The organism is Brevibacillus antibioticus (assembly GCF_005217615.1).
GTDB classification, from domain to species: Bacteria; Bacillota; Bacilli; order Brevibacillales; family Brevibacillaceae; genus Brevibacillus; species Brevibacillus antibioticus.
In genome coordinates this window covers 577,501-594,963 of record NZ_SZNK01000001.1, presented here as the reverse complement: position 1 = coordinate 594,963, position 17,463 = coordinate 577,501, and the positions used below count along the sequence as shown (strand labels likewise).

16 protein-coding genes, 15 tRNA genes and 1 rRNA gene (1 of these 32 only partly in view) are annotated in these 17,463 nt (G+C 47.7%); 3 read left to right on the top strand and 29 right to left on the bottom strand.

The features are described 5' to 3' along the window. The first annotated feature begins 75 nt into the window (after positions 1-75). Together E8L90_RS02800 and E8L90_RS02795 are read left to right on the top strand one after the other, a co-directional pair. On the top strand, positions 76-3,522 hold the full coding sequence (locus tag E8L90_RS02800; RefSeq protein ID WP_137027896.1) for a pyruvate carboxylase: 3,447 nt from the start codon (positions 76-78) through the stop codon (positions 3,520-3,522). Between the two features lie 73 nt (positions 3,523-3,595). Continuing rightward, positions 3,596-4,282 carry a hypothetical protein gene (locus tag E8L90_RS02795; RefSeq protein ID WP_137027895.1) on the top strand — a complete coding sequence of 229 codons (687 nt, stop codon included), beginning with the start codon at positions 3,596-3,598 and terminating at the stop codon, positions 4,280-4,282. Between the two features lie 68 nt (positions 4,283-4,350). Here the strand turns inward: E8L90_RS02795 and ytfJ are convergent, their stop codons facing one another. From ytfJ to E8L90_RS02730, 13 genes are all read right to left on the bottom strand, one after another. Next, positions 4,351-4,836 carry a GerW family sporulation protein gene (ytfJ, locus tag E8L90_RS02790; protein ID WP_137027894.1) on the bottom strand — a complete coding sequence of 162 codons (486 nt, stop codon included), beginning with the start codon at positions 4,834-4,836 and terminating at the stop codon, positions 4,351-4,353. A gap of 108 nt (positions 4,837-4,944) precedes the next feature. Further along, on the bottom strand, positions 4,945-5,604 hold the full coding sequence (locus E8L90_RS02785) for a DUF2953 domain-containing protein (protein WP_137027893.1): 660 nt from the start codon (positions 5,602-5,604) through the stop codon (positions 4,945-4,947). A 66-nt stretch (positions 5,605-5,670) separates the two neighbouring features. Further along, the gene (locus E8L90_RS02780) at positions 5,671-6,639 is read right to left on the bottom strand and encodes an S-layer homology domain-containing protein (protein WP_137027892.1); all 969 of its coding nucleotides are present in this window, start codon (positions 6,637-6,639) and stop codon (positions 5,671-5,673) included. A 148-nt stretch (positions 6,640-6,787) separates the two neighbouring features. Continuing rightward, positions 6,788-7,435, bottom strand: coding sequence for a spore cortex-lytic enzyme (sleB, locus tag E8L90_RS02775; RefSeq protein ID WP_137027891.1), 648 nt, complete (start codon positions 7,433-7,435; stop codon positions 6,788-6,790). 94 nt (positions 7,436-7,529) lie between these two features. Next, positions 7,530-7,880, bottom strand: coding sequence for a stage V sporulation protein AE (gene spoVAE, locus E8L90_RS02770; protein ID WP_137027890.1), 351 nt, complete (start codon positions 7,878-7,880; stop codon positions 7,530-7,532). A 4-nt stretch (positions 7,881-7,884) separates the two neighbouring features. Then, the gene (gene spoVAD / locus E8L90_RS02765; protein WP_137027889.1) at positions 7,885-8,901 is read right to left on the bottom strand and encodes a stage V sporulation protein AD; all 1,017 of its coding nucleotides are present in this window, start codon (positions 8,899-8,901) and stop codon (positions 7,885-7,887) included. Positions 8,902-8,904: 3 nt separating this feature from the next. Next, positions 8,905-9,378 carry a stage V sporulation protein AC gene (spoVAC, locus tag E8L90_RS02760; protein ID WP_137027888.1) on the bottom strand — a complete coding sequence of 158 codons (474 nt, stop codon included), beginning with the start codon at positions 9,376-9,378 and terminating at the stop codon, positions 8,905-8,907. Positions 9,379-9,393: 15 nt separating this feature from the next. Then, on the bottom strand, positions 9,394-10,254 hold the full coding sequence (locus tag E8L90_RS02755; protein ID WP_137027887.1) for a DUF421 domain-containing protein: 861 nt from the start codon (positions 10,252-10,254) through the stop codon (positions 9,394-9,396). 82 nt (positions 10,255-10,336) lie between these two features. Beyond that, positions 10,337-10,543 carry a DUF1657 domain-containing protein gene (locus E8L90_RS02750; RefSeq protein WP_007717150.1) on the bottom strand — a complete coding sequence of 69 codons (207 nt, stop codon included), beginning with the start codon at positions 10,541-10,543 and terminating at the stop codon, positions 10,337-10,339. Between the two features lie 150 nt (positions 10,544-10,693). Then, on the bottom strand, positions 10,694-10,897 hold the full coding sequence (locus E8L90_RS02745; RefSeq protein WP_007717155.1) for an alpha/beta-type small acid-soluble spore protein: 204 nt from the start codon (positions 10,895-10,897) through the stop codon (positions 10,694-10,696). Positions 10,898-10,976: 79 nt separating this feature from the next. Then, on the bottom strand, positions 10,977-12,107 hold the full coding sequence (locus E8L90_RS02740) for an MGDG synthase family glycosyltransferase (RefSeq protein WP_137027886.1): 1,131 nt from the start codon (positions 12,105-12,107) through the stop codon (positions 10,977-10,979). Then, entirely contained in the window at positions 12,107-12,691 is a 585-nt protein-coding gene (locus E8L90_RS02735; RefSeq protein WP_137027885.1) for a YkoP family protein, read from the bottom strand. Before E8L90_RS02735 ends, E8L90_RS02740 begins: the two co-directional genes overlap by 1 nt. 121 nt (positions 12,692-12,812) lie before the next feature. Beyond that, positions 12,813-13,463 (bottom strand): TerC family protein, encoded by a 651-nt coding sequence (locus E8L90_RS02730; protein ID WP_137027884.1) that lies wholly within the window; start codon positions 13,461-13,463, stop codon positions 12,813-12,815. 213 nt (positions 13,464-13,676) lie between these two features. Here E8L90_RS02730 and E8L90_RS02725 point away from each other — a divergent pair, with 213 nt between their 5' ends. Beyond that, positions 13,677-14,843, top strand: coding sequence for a sensor histidine kinase (locus tag E8L90_RS02725; protein ID WP_137027883.1), 1,167 nt, complete (start codon positions 13,677-13,679; stop codon positions 14,841-14,843). Positions 14,844-15,134: 291 nt separating this feature from the next. Here the strand turns inward: E8L90_RS02725 and E8L90_RS02720 are convergent. The 16 genes from E8L90_RS02720 to E8L90_RS02645 all read right to left on the bottom strand — a co-directional run. Continuing rightward, positions 15,135-15,208: transfer RNA gene (locus E8L90_RS02720), tRNA-Gly, on the bottom strand. Between the two features lie 13 nt (positions 15,209-15,221). After that, positions 15,222-15,309, bottom strand: a tRNA-Leu gene (locus E8L90_RS02715). A gap of 25 nt (positions 15,310-15,334) precedes the next feature. Further along, positions 15,335-15,411: transfer RNA gene (locus E8L90_RS02710), tRNA-Pro, on the bottom strand. Positions 15,412-15,445: 34 nt separating this feature from the next. Then, positions 15,446-15,519 (bottom strand) — tRNA-Arg (locus E8L90_RS02705). Between the two features lie 6 nt (positions 15,520-15,525). Next, positions 15,526-15,601: transfer RNA gene (locus E8L90_RS02700), tRNA-Gly, on the bottom strand. A gap of 19 nt (positions 15,602-15,620) precedes the next feature. After that, positions 15,621-15,707: transfer RNA gene (locus E8L90_RS02695), tRNA-Leu, on the bottom strand. A 65-nt stretch (positions 15,708-15,772) separates the two neighbouring features. Beyond that, a tRNA-Lys gene (locus tag E8L90_RS02690) sits at positions 15,773-15,848 on the bottom strand. A 7-nt stretch (positions 15,849-15,855) separates the two neighbouring features. Beyond that, a tRNA-Tyr gene (locus tag E8L90_RS02685) sits at positions 15,856-15,940 on the bottom strand. A 7-nt stretch (positions 15,941-15,947) separates the two neighbouring features. Beyond that, positions 15,948-16,023, bottom strand: a tRNA-Thr gene (locus E8L90_RS02680). Positions 16,024-16,121: 98 nt separating this feature from the next. Continuing rightward, positions 16,122-16,198 (bottom strand) — tRNA-Asp (locus E8L90_RS02675). 77 nt (positions 16,199-16,275) lie between these two features. Continuing rightward, a tRNA-Met gene (locus E8L90_RS02670) sits at positions 16,276-16,352 on the bottom strand. 79 nt (positions 16,353-16,431) lie between these two features. After that, positions 16,432-16,507: transfer RNA gene (locus tag E8L90_RS02665), tRNA-Val, on the bottom strand. Between the two features lie 33 nt (positions 16,508-16,540). Continuing rightward, a tRNA-Glu gene (locus tag E8L90_RS02660) sits at positions 16,541-16,614 on the bottom strand. Positions 16,615-16,633: 19 nt separating this feature from the next. Continuing rightward, positions 16,634-16,709: transfer RNA gene (locus E8L90_RS02655), tRNA-Thr, on the bottom strand. A 6-nt stretch (positions 16,710-16,715) separates the two neighbouring features. Beyond that, positions 16,716-16,791, bottom strand: a tRNA-Asn gene (locus E8L90_RS02650). Between the two features lie 52 nt (positions 16,792-16,843). After that, positions 16,844-17,463 (bottom strand): 23S ribosomal RNA (locus tag E8L90_RS02645); it runs 2,309 nt beyond the window's last position.

Here is a 17,463-nt window from a genome sequence, read left to right as displayed (position 1 = left end):
CGAGAAAATTTTGTATATTTGTTCTATATATAATTTTAATACGTCTTTTTTTCGAGACGTAAGGGGGAGAGAATAATGAAAAAGAGAAAAATCAATCGCCTACTGGTAGCAAACCGCGGTGAGATCGCCATTCGGATCTTTCGTGCAGCAACGGAACTCGGCATACGTACAGTAGCTGTATACTCCGAGCAGGACAACGTTTCTATCCATCGCTTCAAGGCTGACGAGTCTTACTTGGTCGGAGCGGGAAAAGGGCCTATTGAGGCTTACCTCGATATCGAAAGTATCATCGAAATTGCCAAGCGCAACGATATCGATGCCATTCACCCAGGCTATGGATTTCTTGCTGAAAACGCTGAGTTTGCAAAGCGTTGCCAAGAGGAAGGCATCATTTTCATTGGACCATCCCCTGAGCTGATCGACAAATTCGGGGACAAGGTAGAAGCCCGTCGTCTTGCAATTGAAGCGAAAATCCCAGTGATTCCAGGCACTCCGGAGCCAATCGAAACACTCCAAGAGGCGCTTCTCTTTGCCAAAGAATACGGCTACCCCATCATTATTAAAGGCGTATCTGGCGGCGGAGGCCGTGGCATGCGTATCGTCCGCAGTCAGGATGAATTGCAAGATTCGTTAGATCGCGCCCGTTCCGAGGCCCGCTCATCCTTCGGCAATGCCAAGGTGTATTTAGAGCGATACTTGGAACAGCCCAAACACATCGAGGTCCAAATTCTCGGTGACAACCATGGAAACATCGTCCATTTGTATGAGCGCGATTGCTCTGTTCAACGGCGCCATCAAAAAGTGGTCGAAGTAGCACCGAGCCTATCGTTGGATGACAAGCTACGTGGAGATATTTGCCAGGCTGCTCTCACTCTCATGCAAAAAGCCGGTTATTCGAACGCTGGTACTGTCGAGTTTTTGTTAACGCCGGACAAGCGTTTTTATTTTATAGAAGTCAATCCTCGCATTCAAGTAGAGCATACCATCACGGAGCTTATCACTGGAATCGACATTGTTCAGTCGCAGATTCGCGTAGCTGAGGGTCATGCGCTCTCCGATGAGGAGATTGGCATCAGTGCGCAAAGTGATATCCAGATGAGTGGTTTTGCCATCCAATGCCGTGTCACAACAGAAGATGCTGAAAACAACTTCCTGCCAGATGCCGGTCGCTTGTCCGCCTGGCGTTCTGGTGGAGGCTTCGGCGTAAGGCTGGATGGCGGTAATGGTTATCCAGGCGCGATCATTACACCGTTTTATGACTCGCTACTGGTCAAAATCTCCACGTATGGCGCGAGCTTTGATCAAGCCGCTCGGAAAATGCTGCGAACTTTGCGTGAGTTCCGTATTCGTGGCGTGAAAACGAACCTGCCGTTTTTGGAAAATGTCGTGACACATCCTGATTTTTTGAGTGGCAACTACGATACGTCGTTTATTGATACCAAACCAGAGCTGTTCATCTTCCCTGGTCGTCAAGACCGGGGTACAAAATTACTATCTTATATCGGAGACACGATTGTCAACGGATATCCTGGTCTCCAGAAATCGGAGAAAAAGCCGCACTTTGACTCGCCTCGCATCCCGCGGACACCATTTACTCAGCCATATCCGGACGGCACGAAGCAAATTCTGGACAAAGAAGGTGCCGACGGTCTGGTACGCTGGATTCAGGCGCAGAAGCAGGTGCTCGTTACAGACACGACATTCCGCGATGCCCACCAGTCTTTGTTTGCTACGCGTGTGCGCACCTATGATCTCGCCTCCATTGCAGAGGCGACAGGCAAGCTCGGTTCTGGCCTTTTCTCGCTGGAGATGTGGGGAGGTGCTACTTTTGACACGACTATGCGCTTTTTGCAGGAATCTCCCTGGGAGCGGCTACAAATTCTCCGCCAGCGCATACCGAATGTTTTGTTCCAAATGCTTTTGCGCGGAGCAAATGGCGTAGGCTACACCAACTACCCAGATAATGTGATTCACTCCTTCGTCAAAGCATCTGCAGAAAATGGCATTGATGTCTTCCGGATTTTTGACAGCCTGAACTGGCTTCCTGGCATGCAAACAGCCATTGAAGCCGTTCGTGAATCCGGCAAGGTAGCCGAAGCAGCGATTTGCTACACCGGAGATATTCTCGACCCGACCAAGACCAAGTACAGCTTGGCCTACTATGTCAATCTGGCGAAGGAATTGGAAAAAGCAGGTGCCCATATTCTCGCGATCAAGGATATGGCAGGTCTTTTGAAGCCGTATGCTGCTTATTCGCTCGTCTCTGCCTTAAAACAAGAAATCAGCATTCCGATCCATCTGCACACTCACGATACGTCTGGCAATGCTGGAGCCATGCTTCTGAAAGCGATCGAAGCAGGCGTGGATATCGTCGATGCTTGCGTCAGCTCCATGTCTGGACTCACTTCCCAGCCAAGCTTGAACGGGTTGATCGCAACCCTTGCCCATACGGAGCGTGAGACGGGCTTATCTCTTGAATCGTTCAACAAGCTGTCTGATTACTGGGAGGATGTACGTCCGTACTACCAAGGCTTTGAGAGCGGCATGAAAGCGAGCAACACGGAGGTATACGTTCACGAAATGCCAGGCGGACAATACACCAATCTGGAGCAGCAAGCTAAAGCCGTTGGTCTGGAAGGTCGTTGGGACGAAGTGAAGCAGATGTATGCTGTGGTCAATCAAATGTGTGGTGACATTGTAAAAGTGACCCCTTCTTCCAAGGTCGTCGGTGATATGGCGCTGTTCATGGTCCAAAACAACTTGAATGAGGAAAACATTTGGGAGAAAGGAACACGCCTCGACTTTCCGGATTCCGTCATTCAATTTTTCCAAGGGTATCTTGGCCAACCGCCAGGCGGATTCCCCAAGGAGTTACAGGAACTCGTGCTAAAAGGCCGCGATGCCTTTACTGCACGTCCTGGCGAATTGCTCGCACCCATTGACTTTTCGCAAGTTGCTGCTGAGCTGGAAGCCAAAATCGGACGTGAACCCAGTCATTTAGACATCCTGTCCTCTATCATGTATCCGCAAGTCTATTTGCAATTTGAACAACGTATGAAGGAATACGGTGACCTGTCGGTATTGAATACGGGAACGTTTTTCTACGGATTGCGTCCGGGTGAGGAAACTGCCATTACGATTGAGCGCGGTAAAACGCTGATTATCAAGCTGGTCGCAGTCGGCGAGCTTCATCCAGATGGCCGACGCATCATCTATTTTGAACTGAACGGACAGCCACGTGAAATCTTCATCCGAGACCACTCCGCAAAAGTCTCTGAACTGATCCGCCGAAAAGCAGAGGCGCAAAACCCTGCCCATCTCGGTGCTTCTATGCCAGGAAAAGTGCTCAAGGTGCTTGTAGCAGAAGGTGACAAGGTGCGTAAAGGCGAGCATCTTTTGGTGAGTGAAGCGATGAAAATGGAGACGACGATTCAGGCCCCACTCGACGGAAAAATTAAAGCCGTCTATGTAAAAGCAGGCGAAGCCATTCAAACCGGCGATCTGCTCATTGAAATGGAGTAGGCATCGTCTATAATAGAAGATAGTAAATTGTTCCTGGGGATTCATTCCATTTGCTTGTGAGGAGGTGACCGACATGAAAACGAATCGAGTCAGCCATGTTCCATTTACGCAGCGGGTAGGCCGCTATCATTCCCATATGCTTCATGCAAAATTAAGCACGCCAGTGAATCCGATTCTCAGTTTTAATTTGCAGCCGTATTACACTCGCCAGCAGCAATGGACAACGGAGCTGTCTGATTCCTTATCGCGTCTGTACCGGTTTTCCTCAGATTTGGAGAAGAGTGCTCGCGAATTTATTGCTGCGGGAAAAGATGACGAGGCTGGAACTGACATTGAGCGATTACAGGAGCGCACACACTCGCTACTAAGTAAATACAATCGTCTGCAGCTGTTGCTTGCCGAAAAAGCAGATACGTTAACGACGCAAAAATTGGATGCATTCGCTCAAGTGGTAAAAGACGAAGAGGAAAAACTCCAAACGTTTGGAATCAAACTGTTACCAGATGGACAATTGGAAATGGACGATGAGAAATGGTTGGAGGCCGTACAGAGCAGCTATGTTGACTATATAAATACAGTGGAGCGTGTAGCCCAAGCATTCAGAGCAGGTACATTGGGATTGCAAAGTAAGCCCCTTGGCTCCTTTTCACGTTACTACGAGGAAGCGATGGCCCTCCATCCTTATATCGCCTCATCTAGCTCTAGCCTTCATTATCAACATGCTGCGAAAACAGGTTTGTATGTAAACGAACGCTGGTAATGCCATACGCCTCTTATTGAAAAAACAGGTATGCCCCTTCTATGGAGCATACCTGTTTTGTGTTTGTTTTACTTTCGATCCATAAGGTCTTCCAAATCTTGTTCTTCTGCTCCGGCAATAATCGTCGTATTGGAATAAACAGGAGTATCATCCGATTTGGTAAACATCCCCTGAACCTTATCCACGATTTGCGGAACAGAATCCAAAATCCGGTCGTAGAGATGGGTCGTATTTTCAAGCGGAATCGAACGAATTCCTTGTTTGCCAACGACCAAGAAAGCTACAGGTGTGATGGAAACACCGCCCCCACTCCCCCCACCAAATGGGTTACCCGTATGTTCATACTGTTGATTGTGTTGGTGCCCATTATGATGGTGATCGTATTGGAACTCACTACCCCCGGCCGCGAAACCAAATCCTACCTTGGAGATCGGAAGAATGACACTACCATCAGGTGTCTCAACAGGATCACCAATGATTGTATTCACGTCCACCATTTGCTTGAGATTTTCCATCGCTGTTCTCATGAGGCCTTGAATCGGGTGGTCTGCCATATTTGTCGCTCCTCCTTCCTATCTGTTTCATGTTTTATCATTCCCCCAACAAATCCGGAGCATGTACCCTGTACAAAGGAATAAATATGTTTGGTACCACATTTATTTTTAGGCACGCGTCGGTGCAGCTTGCCATTTTCGCTGCTTACTTTTTCGAATCCGCAGAAAAACTTTCAACGCGTAGAAAACAAACTGCCCCAAATAAAAATGCAACACCGCTTGAACTTTCGTATGTAGAAGTGCTTGGTTCCAGACAGGCTGTACACTCATGGCAGGCATCGTTTGTAAGGAGATGGAATGGGAGAGGATCCCTACAATCAAGCTTTTCACTCCCCAGATCAATCCTGTCAGTGCCCCTGTTTCAGCCGCCTGACCTGTGCCTAACAAGGTATGCCATTCTAATTTCGTACAACGAATTTGTTTGAACAGGTCTTTTAGCAAAGGCAGCAAGTCACGTACTCTTTCCAGCACATCCCGATAATTCCGATACCATAATTTCACTTGCCTCCGCGTAAAATCTTTGACCTTTTCCCGAAGCTTTCTTCCATGCTGAATGGTTTCCACCTTTGCGACAAGCTCAGGACCAGCTTCCGTCATTTTCAAAAGGAGAACGGGTATTTCGTATTTCCTGCGAATGATACCCCAAGCCGCTATCGTAATTTCCAATTGATCATTTTCGCCCTCGCGACTGTAAAAACACGTCAATTTTATTGGCGTGATCACTAGTAGGACAAATAAACAAAGCAATCCTAACAACACCCATACCATGAAAAAATCCCACCCCTTCCACGTTAGTATGAGTGGAAAGAGCAGGAAATATGTTCAGCATTTTTGTTAATCAAGTACGTATACTTTAACGCCTTTTTGCAGGCCGTGATTTTCAGCTTCGTTCAACGTCGGAAGATACAGATCCACATGGCGTTGCTTTACCGCACCACCGATATCAGCTGCCACTGCATAGCCGTAGCCATCGATGTACAAGTGTGTACCAAGCGGGATGACATTTGGATCAACCGCTACAACACCTTCGCGCAGTGGATACTCCAGATACGACAGGATCTTGTCGTTCGTGTAGCTGTAAGCAGTCGTCTGTACCGTTAATTCTTGGCGAAAAGGTGTTCCGTTTGCGAGGGCTTTTGTCGTTCTCAGCTTATTCGGAAGCAAGTGAAGGGCCGCGTATGTGACTGCTTCGGCTCGCGTCATATACTTGTTCGGTTTTAATGTACCGTCCTCATAGGCACTCATTAACCTGTTTTGCATGGCGTAAACGAGTGGGCGTTGCTCTTTCTCTTTCACATTGTTCCCATCCGGGTATTGGTTCAATGTCTGGATCGTCGTAGACCACTTCAAGTTATTGACTGCTCCGCTGTCCCCCATCGTTCTTACCAGAATAGAGGCGAGCTCCGCTCTTTTTACTGGAGCATCTGGATGTAGGTACAGGTTATTCCCCTGCTTTTGCCCATGGACAATTCCCAGTCGATAGGCCGTCTCGGCATAGGTCGACAACCAGCTGTTTGCCGGTACGTCCGCAAAGGATGATTGCTTGTTGCCAAGGGGTTCGATTCCTTTGGCATTCATAAACATCGTGAGCAGTTCACCCAATGTCACGTTGTCATTAGGTCGAAAATATTCGTTTTGACCAATTACGTTGGCTATGTATAGTTGATTGATTTTTTGTTCTGCCCAATGGCCGCTAATGTCTACATAAGGTGTTTCGTTCATGTGAGTTGTTTCTGCCTCGACAACTGGCGTACCTATGAGCAAAAAGGCTGCCAGCGAGGCAAGGATCATCCGTTTCTTCATCATCAACCTCCATGGGGAAATATGCGAATCCTTTCGTACCATTTTATCGAACTATTTTGCAAAAACAACGAACAATAGTTTCCAATCAAAAGGATAGCCCTCGAACAGCATCATGACGAAGACTGCTTCAAGGGCTGCATGTCAATGGTTAAATGGCAAAAATGTGTTTGCCGATCTTTTTCACTTGTGTACGAGACCAAATCCACTCGGAGGTCGCTGTAACAGGATTAAAGTAGTAAAGAGAATGGTTTGTCGGGTCCCATCCTCGTACCGCATCCCATGCTGCTTTGTAAGCTGTCTTGTTAGGAGTCATCCAGAATTGTCCATCATCTACAGCGGTAAACGCTAATGGCTCAAAGATGACACCCGCAAGTGTATCAGGGAAGTTTTTGGACTGGACACGGTTCAATGCAACTGCAGCTACAGCTACTTGGCCCTCATAAGGTTCTCCGCGAGCCTCAGAATAGACCAGTTGGGCCAGCATCTGCATTTCCGCTTGATTTACCGACACTTTCTTGAGAACGCGCCATGTATTTGGACCAGTGATACCGTCAATCTGTAATCCGTATGTTATTTGAAACTGTCTGACGGCCTTTGTTGTATTCGCTCCGTAAATGCCATCCAATTTCCCATTGTAATAGCCCAGTATCTGCAAACGATACTGCAAGTCCCATACATCCCCGTTCACACTACCACGCTGAATCTGTGTGGCTGCCAGGGAGTCGGCTGGGAAAATAAACGTTACAGCCATAAAGGCAGCAAGCAAGGATGTTACTACTTTCTTGCTCCACCACATAAGTTGTTCCCTCCTTTACCCAACTCATTCTACAAGTTGGCGAAAGTAGGTTCAATTCAAGTATTTTGGCACAAGTGGTAACATGTACCTGCCATTATCCTTTTGGTCGGAACAAGACTGCCGTGATAAATCCGAAGACGATGGCAGCCGAAATCCCCGCACTCGTCACTTCAAAAATGCCGGTAATGATGCCAATGACTCCATGCTTTTCGGCTTCCGCCATTGCCCCGTGCACCAGTGCATTTCCAAAGCTCGTGATGGGTACTGTCGCTCCTGCTCCGGCAAAATTAACCAGTGGCTCGTATAGACCGAGCCCGTCTAGCACAGCTCCCGTCACAACAAGAGAGGACATCGTATGGGCAGGTGTGAGCTTGACGACATCCATAAGAAATTGACCGACTAAACAAATTGTTCCTCCTACGAGAAACGCCCACAAAAACATCATGGTATCACTCTCCAAGTTGCTCCGACTCAACAGCCACGGCATGCGCGATGCAAGGAATGCTTTCTCCCTGCTGGAAGGTCAACGGGGATAAAAGGGCTCCCGTAGCAACCAGCAAGATTCGCTTCCATTCTCCTTGCTTCATCCGCCGAAGTAGATGTCCATAGGTTACGGTAGCAATACAACCACATCCGCTCCCCCCCGACCACACATTTGGATTTTCTCCATAAATGAGCTTCCCGCAATCGACGTAACGGTCTAGTGGAATGTGCATGTGATGCTTGGGCAACAGATCAGATAAAATGGCATGACCTGTTCGTCCTAAATCGCCTGTTACAATCAAATCATAATGGTCGTGAGGGAGCTGAAAGTCACGGAAATGCGACTCAATCGTGGATAATGCGGCTGGTGCCATCGCTGCTCCCATATTGAATGGGTCTGTCAATCCCATATCGACGACATGCCCGATCGTGGCTCCCGTAATCCGCAATCCCCTACCCTGACTGGCTACAACAGCTGCTCCTGCTCCCGTCACGGTCCATTGTGCCGTTGGGGGCTTCTGTGAGCCGTACTCTGTCGGATAACGATATTGCTTTTCCGCAGCCCCATTGTGACTGGAGGTAGCAGCCAAGACGTAATCAGCAGCTTGGCTATTCACCATGAGGGCAGCCAAGGCCAAGCCTTCCATCGCTGTTGAGCACGCTCCGAAAATCCCCAGAAACGGAATCGAAAGCGTCCGGGCCGAAAAGCTGGCAGATATGATCTGGTTCATTAAATCCCCGGCAAGCATAAAGTTTATTTGCTCTTTCGTGAGCCCCGCTTTCTCCACCGCTTTCGAACACGCTTCTTCCAGCAGGACTTTTTCCGCCTTTTCCCAGCTATCTTGTCCAATCATCAAGTCACCGTGCAGGATATCGAAGTCGTCGGCTAACGGTCCCTTAGCCTCAAAAGGCCCACCAATCGCAGCGTGACCGAGAATGACAGGTTTTAAAGGAAAGACCCAAGACTGATGGCCCTGACGCATCTGTCAGCCTCCCATCGTAAATAATGTTTTGATCAAGCCAACGACGAATGCCGCCGCCACTCCTAGCACAATCACTGACCCCGCGAGTTTGAACATGTTACCGCCGACCCCCAGCACAAATCCTTCGCTACGGTGCTCGATGGCCGCAGATGCAATCGAATTGGCAAAACCCGTTACTGGCACACTTGTACCTGCCCCAGCCCATTGGGCAATCCGGTCATATAGCCCTAGACCGGTCAAAAGAGCAGAAAGAATGATCAAGACAGCTACTGTTGGATTTCCAGCGGTTTTCTCCGTAAAATTAAAGTAGTGAATGAACATTTCTTGTATCCCTTGTCCGATCATACAAATGATGCCACCCACTACAAATGCCCGGGTAAAATTGCGCAAAAGCGGTCGCGGAGGCTCATGCGTTTTTGCCAACTGCTGGTATTCTTGCTGGACGGGGGTAAGCTTTTTCTTTTTTTGATCTGCCATGTCACTCACTCCTTTTTACCGTATCATGAACGGCTTTACTTGATCGATAATCTGTTGGAGCTGTTCCGAATCGATTTGGTAGGTACGCTTCATTTGTTCATTTTTTGTATTGAGTGCATACAGCTCCAGATCCGCCTGACATTTTTTCAATGTAGCAAAAGCCAGCTTCATCGCTTGGGCCCCAGGGACCATCAGTTTATCGTCATACAGGTCGAGATAGAGCTCTCCCCCTTTGTCCACTTGGCCGAGGAAAACATTTTCCAAAGCCACTCCCGCTTTTTGCAGCTCCGTGCGAACCCATCTGCGATTTAGACCTGCTGTTGCTAGAGGCTCGTCCATGATCATCCCATCCATAATGACCACTTGATTCTCTTCCGAAGGAGCCACTGTCAATTCAAGGTGTTTGGGAGTTACCGGCTGACTCTCTGATTTTAAGAGGACACTGACTTCCCCGCTTGTTTCCATTAATGCAAACTCGACATCGGCTACTCGGAACACGTTTTTGATTCGTAATTGTTCCATCAAGTCTTCCGCGGTCAAACGTTCCTTTTTCAGATTGTCTTCCAAAATCTTGCCTTCCTTGATGAGAACCGTAGATTTCCCTTCAAATAGGTCACGGAGAAACTTGCTCTTGAGTGAAAGCCACTCCATTAAATAAGGGAAAAGCGCAAAAACCCCCATCCCGATTAAACTATGGTAGACCGGCCCATCCATTTCAGTTGCCATAAAAGCCGCAATCGAACCGATGCTGATACCGACGATATATTCGATATATGTAAGTTGCTTGATTTGCCTTTTCCCAATGATCTTTGTCAATAGAAATAAGTAAGCAACAGCGCCTATTGAGCGCAAAAGGATTATTAACCAATCAGGCATAAGCCACCTCCATCACCTGAGGTGATTTTTATAGAGAGTAAAACCAAGAGAGAGGAAGCCCCTCTCCCTTTCCCAATACTTCCTAGAATCCCTTAAACTGTGGTTCTTCCTTTTCCAGCTCTGTTACACGCTGCTGGAGGTTATCTACGATGGATTGCGTTTGCTCTGCTGCTTGCGAATACAGTTGCTTCGCTTTCTTGTTTTGCGTGCTAAGAGCAAACGTTTCAAAATCTGCTTGTGCGCCTTTCAAGCTGGCAAGCGTTTGTTTCACCTGTGCTCCTACTGTCATATCCACTCACCTCCTAACACATATAGAATCCGCCTCCACCCATTATTTATGCGGTGGTCTGCCCCCTTTTCATCTAACAATATTTTCCCTTTTTCTAGAAAAATTAAAAGAGAGACACCATTGGTGCCTCCCTTCATCCAGCTTATGAGATTAGCCACGTCCAGCCAGTTGTTGCTCAGCAAAGGAGACAAGACGTTTTGTAATCTCTCCTCCAACTGAACCGTTTTGACGGGAAGTAGTGTCTGGTCCAAGCTGAACACCGAATTCGGATGCGATTTCGTATTTCAGTTGGTCCAGAGCTTGGTTTGCTTGAGGAACCACCAGATTGTTACTGGATCTGTTGTTGTTCGCCATCTATATCACCTCCTCGTCGTTGGTAAGTTTAATATGTGTGAAGTTTTGCTTGTTCATGCGCCCTTTTTTTCTTCCAATTTTAGTCTGTTAATTGAAGAAGGGTTTGTGCAATTTGGTAAACCGCATCTGGTCTCCCCAGCTTGTCCAAATCTCCTGCAAAAGCACCCCTTTTTTCAGGCTGACGCCATGACCTGATGATTTCTTTGATTTCCACCGTTGTTTCAGCCAAGATCGCCGCTTGTTGCTCGAGCAAAAAGGAGCAATTATGCTTTTCTTGTCCGGGCAATGGGTGGAACAAAATGAGCGGTGTCTTAAGAGCAAGTGACTCCGCGCACGAAATGCCACCTGGCTTCGTTATATAGGCGTCAGCTGCTCCAATCCACTGCCACATTTGCGGCTCAAACCCTTTCAATATAAAACGATGGTCATTACTCTTTGTACGTAACAAGTCCGCCAGTCTTCTGTACAGGCTCGCATTCTTCCCCGTGACGACTATGACCTGCAATGGTTGCTCTTCCAGTATCAACTCTCGTACAACCTGCTCCACTCCACCATAACCGCCTTCTCCCCCACCAATCAGCACCGTGAATTGATCTGGCACGAGTCCCAGCTGTTTTTTCCAAGTCGCTTTGTCAGTATGTAGCGCTGTAGTAAAAGCAGGCCGAACTGGAATGCCATGAACATGGATTTTTTTAGGGGCAATCCTATAGCGCTCCATTAGAATTTGCGCAATCTGCTCATGTGCCACCATGTACGCATCAATTTCTGGATGAACCCAAAATCGATTAATATGAAAGTCCGTGGGAACACAAACGAGCTGAAAAGACTTGGACACCCTTTTCTTCGCTTCTGCCAATGCGGACAAGCAGTATGCATGCGTAGCGATGACGACATCTGGCTTCTCTTCTTGCAACAGTTGATTGGTTAATCTAGCAGATAGCCACCATCCCAGTGCTTTGGTCAATGCACGGCCCAGCATTTCTTCCTGTTCATAGATGCGTTGCCACACGGGTTGACCGTAACGCAGCATATTGCGATAAAAAAAATGAGAGAGCACACATAAGCCAGGACTGGCGGTTTTCAGTCCTCCCACCACTCGCGCCGATCGTGTACCCTCATTTTCTAGTAAGACTTCTTGCAGGGCTTCGGCAGCCATCCGATGACCACTCCCTGCCCATTCCTCTGTCACTAACAGAAACCGCTTTGCCATTAGTAGGACTCTCCTAGAGGCTGCTTGCCCTCCGTATATCGATTGAGTAAAAATTCCTTGGACATATAAACACGCTTGAGGGGCATTTCATGATTCCATGATTGCAACCGCCGCTTTCCATTGGGATGCACGATTCTGAGCATGAGACGCAAGTACCATCGCTTGTATCGAAAAAACCAAGTCATAGGTACATCAGAAATCGAGAAGCCCAGAGGTGTTACCCCTTTGTGTAGCATGGTCGTTCCCACTATCCCTTTTATTTGATCTTTATTTTCCATCGAATTCAGGAACGTGGCTAGGGTCGGCAGTGATTGGAGGATAAGTCTTCGCAAAAGAAGTGCCACGCGCAATTCATCCTTTACTTCTTTGCACAGAGTAGCAAAATAATAATTGTGTATATGTAGTTTTAAGATCAAATCCCCGTCATGAATGATGCAATTATCGGAAGTAACGAGTGGCTCTCCCCGATAGCGTAAAACCACTACTCGAAATATATTTTTCCCTTTTTCAATATAGGTAAGTCTGGTGCAGCGTTGGTAGACTTCATCCCAGTATCCCCATAGCATCAAGAGGCTTGTATTCATTTCGAAAAAGTTCCTTTCCCGCTATGTTTTCATGAAGCTGGATGTGACCCCTTACATTTACGCAAAACGGTCATGACCTTTGTAGTAGTATGCCCTAGAATGTACAATCCTCATCACCTTTTCACGTCCTTTTCATCCGCCCCCAAAACATGACCACTACGGCAGCAAATACGGGCAACCACATATGGTTGAGCAGCAAAGGATTCACCCACTTCCAAACATACGGATCCTGAAGACACATATCAACTGCTGTAAAGGTAAGAATTCCACCGCCAATGATGACCATACTAGGAAACCGATTCATCATGCGGGCAATCCACACACTTCCCCACATTAATAATGGAATGCTCATCGCTAACCCAAGCAAAACTAACCATAAATCGCCATGTGCTGCTCCACCAACTGCCAAAACATTGTCCAAACTCATGACAAAATCTGCTACTATGATGGTCCTGACTGCCTGACCAATTGTCTGATTATGCGATACGCCTGCGAGCTCTTCAGACTCACCCAGCATCAGCTTACACGCGATCCATAGCAATAATAATCCCCCGATCGCCTTCACGAGAGGAATATCCAACATCCAGGTAGTCATTCCTGTTAAAACAATTCGCAAGAGGATTGCACCCAATGTCCCATATAAAATCGCCCGTTTTTTCTCATGGTGAGGGAGTCCACGGCAGGCCATACCTATGACCACAGCATTGTCACTACTTAATACCAGATCGATCATGAAGATGTGTACAAGACCCAGCCAAAAATACTCGCCCATCCCTGCCTCCCTGGTCCAATAAAGTTCGTCCATTCTACTTTATGCGACTGGAATCGGACTCATGATTGAATATTCTTCCGAAAAAAGGCGGTTTTCAGCGGATTTTGTAGATAAAAACTTCCTGAAAAAATACATTTTATTGCGAAATCAGGCTAATTATACCTTGTCTAAATTAGGCATTTTCCCTTACGATTTTAATGGGGTGGATAAGAGATGGTGGAGACTGTGACGCTGAACCTTTATGACGTTTCAAGGAAGATTTTGGACTTAACACCAAGTATCACCACAATATGGCTGCAAGAAATTGTTCGCAGCATGGAAATTCCTGTAACCATTCCTCGCGATTTTGCAGAAAAACGAACAGTGCTCTTGGCTCGCTATCTGGTTGAGGATGTAGATCATGACATGCAGACTTGGGCATTAGATATGGGAGAGTGGCTTCGTTCCCAGGAATTCCCCTTCTCCTCCATTTTGCGCACATATCAATTGTACCGGAATGTATTCTGGCGGGTTCTCCAACCGGAATTACAGAGATGGTCCCTCTCCTCACAGGAAATGCATTATTTGGAAAGCCAACTGGGCAAGGCCATGGATGAAAGTGTCTTCTGGGCTGTTTATCACTTTGAACAAATGATGAATAAAGAGCTGGTTCAGAAGGAAGAAACGATCTCCTATTTGCATAACGACAAATTGACCATGCTCGGAAAAATTGCCGCCAATATGGCTCATGAGCTGCGCAATCCGTTGTGCGCCATTGAAGGGTTCCTAAAGCTAATCGGTGAGTCTACACAGGAACAGGCCCAGCTTCAGACGTATATCCAAGTCGTCATGCATGAGTTTGAGAATTTACATCGGCAACTGACCGGATTCCTCAGCTTTTCCAAGAAACCAATTCTCGATGAAATTTTTAAAACCGTTCAAGTAGAAGAACTGCTTGAAGAAGTAGAGATGCTGATTACCCCTCGCCTCGTGGGAGAAAACATACGTTTTGAAAAACAAATCCACCCCTGCTCACTCGCATGTTATGAAGAAGGCTTGAAGCAAGTTGTCGTCAATCTATTAAACAATGCCATTGACGCCGTACAAAATCGTACAGACAAGTATATTCATGTCATTTCCACTTCTTCAGATGGATGGCTCTATTTGAGTGTGGAAAACAACGGCGAAAGGATTCCACCTGAGATCGTGGAAAATCTTTTCCAACCATTCTTTACGACTAAACAAAATGGGACAGGTATCGGCCTCTCCATCTGCAAAAATATTATTGAAAAGCATCAAGGCACGATCCATTGTGATTCCAATGAAAAACGTACACGCTTTATCCTTTCTCTGCCGATTGCAAATGCCCAGGAAGTCGGCCCAAGAATGGAAGCCCTCTAGGTCGCTCTCTTTTGAATCACGCAAAAAAGCCCCCTGTCAATGCAGGAGGCAACGCAAGAGATCCGTTACCAATTTCATCGGTAAGCGACCTTAGTTTTACTGTACACAAAAACATATGTTTCTACCATAGAAAACGTCAGACAGCTTTCGACAATCATTTATACCTGTATTGAACAAAGGCTTATCCTTTCAGCGATTGGATAAGCCTCCATACTTTCGGCTCAAGTAAAAATAGGTCTGCCTTCCTAGACACAAAAAAGCAGAGAACCTATTGGCTCTCTGCTTTATGTATGGAGCGGGTGATGGGAATCGAACCCACGCGACCAGCTTGGAAGGCTGGAGTTCTACCATTGAACTACACCCGCATCAAATAAATGCTGGTGCCGAGGACCGGACTTGAACCGGTACGGGAGAAACTCCCGACAGATTTTAAGTCTGTTGCGTCTGCCCATTCCGCCACCCCGGCAAACCTGTAAAACGTGGGCAAATCATGGTCGGGAAGACAGGATTCGAACCTGCGACCCCTTGGTCCCAAGCCAAGTACTCTACCAAGCTGAGCTACTTCCCGACAAATTATCATCTTCACTTTTGTAGTAAAGAAGCGTGCCCTGAGAGATTCGAACTCCCGACCTTTTGATTCGTAGTCAAACGCTCTATCCAGCTGAGCTAAGGGCACATGTTATGGAGCGGACGAAGGGTCTCGAACCCTCGACCTTCGCCTTGGCAAGGCGACGCTCTACCAATTGAGCTACGTCCGCATTGTAAAAAGAAGTTGATTGGTGCGGTCGAGAGGACTTGAACCTCCACGGTGTTGCCACCACTAGAACCTGAATCTAGCGCGTCTGCCAATTCCGCCACGACCGCATTTTCCCATCCAAGAAGCCAGAGTTGTTAACAAGCTGACTCTCACTTTTCGGGTTTATGAAAACTGGTGAGCCATGAAGGACTCGAACCTTCGACCCTCTGATTAAAAGTCAGATGCTCTACCAACTGAGCTAATGGCTCATGAAAATGGTGGGGAGAGACGGATTCGAACCGCCGAACCCGGAGGGAGCAGATTTACAGTCTGCCGTGTTTAGCCACTTCACTATCTCCCCAATTTCATGGTGCCGGCAATAGGACTTGAACCCACAACCCCCTGATTACAAGTCAGGTGCTCTACCAATTGAGCTATACCGGCATATCTTTAATTATATCATATCTTTCATGAAAAATCAACGTTTTTTTATTCCGTTAAACCTTTTTCATGTTAATACTATGCCATCTTGTTAAGAAAGATGGCGGAGCTGACGGGACTCGAACCCGCGACCTCCGGTGTGACAGACCGGCGTGAACTCCAACTTCACCACAGCTCCATATTTGGTTGCACCTAATGGGCACTCCGATCCTACTTGATCAAGTAGATTACTCGACGTAGAGCAAGTAGAAAATTTGGTTGCGGGAGCAGGATTTGAACCTGCGACCTTCGGGTTATGAGCCCGACGAGCTACCGAGCTGCTCCATCCCGCGATAGTCAGGACGACTGAGTGTCAGTGTTGCCACAGGAAGTGGCGCTTTTAGCTGACCTTCTTTGTCCGTTAAATATAAGTGGTGGAGGCTGACGGGATCGAACCGCCGACCCTCTGCTTGTAAGGCAGATGCTCTCCCAGCTGAGCTAAGCCTCCAAATCACCTACAAGATGTAGGGACTTTTCTAGGTGACCCGTAGGGGATTCGAACCCCTGTATGACAGCGTGAAAGGCTGCTGTGTTAAACCGCTTCACCAACGGGCCAAGATGATAAGATTACTTCTGGTGCTCCCGACAGGAATCGAACCTGCGACCTCTTCCTTACCATGGAAACGCTCTACCGACTGAGCTACAGGAGCATAATATGGCTCCTCGGGACGGACTCGAACCGCCGACCGATCGGTTAACAGCCGATTGCTCTACCAACTGAGCTACCGAGGAACATTGAAGGTTTGTTCCTTCAAAACTGAATACGCATGATTGCTAAGAATTTGTGGATAAGTCCTCGACCGATTAGTATTCGTCAGCTCCACGCGTTACCGCGCTTCCACATCGAACCTATCAACCTCATCGTCTATGAGGGGTCTTACCAGCTTGCGCTGTGGGAAGTCTCATCTTGGAGGGGGCTTCACGCTTAGATGCTTTCAGCGCTTATCCCGTCCGCACATAGCTACCCAGCTGTGCCACTGGCGTGACAACTGGTGCACCAGCGGTGCGTCCATCCCGGTCCTCTCGTACTAAGGACAGCTCTCCTCAAACTTCCTACGCCCGCGACAGATAGGGACCGAACTGTCTCACGACGTTCTGAACCCAGCTCGCGTACCGCTTTAATGGGCGAACAGCCCAACCCTTGGGACCTACTTCAGCCCCAGGATGCGATGAGCCGACATCGAGGTGCCAAACCTCCCCGTCGATGTGGACTCTTGGGGGAGATAAGCCTGTTATCCCCAGGGTAGCTTTTATCCGTTGAGCGATGGCCCTTCCATGCGGAACCACCGGATCACTAAGCCCGACTTTCGTCCCTGCTCGACTTGTAGGTCTCGCAGTCAAGCTCCCTTCTGCCTTTACACTCTACGAATGATTTCCGACCATTCTGAGGGAACCTTTGGGCGC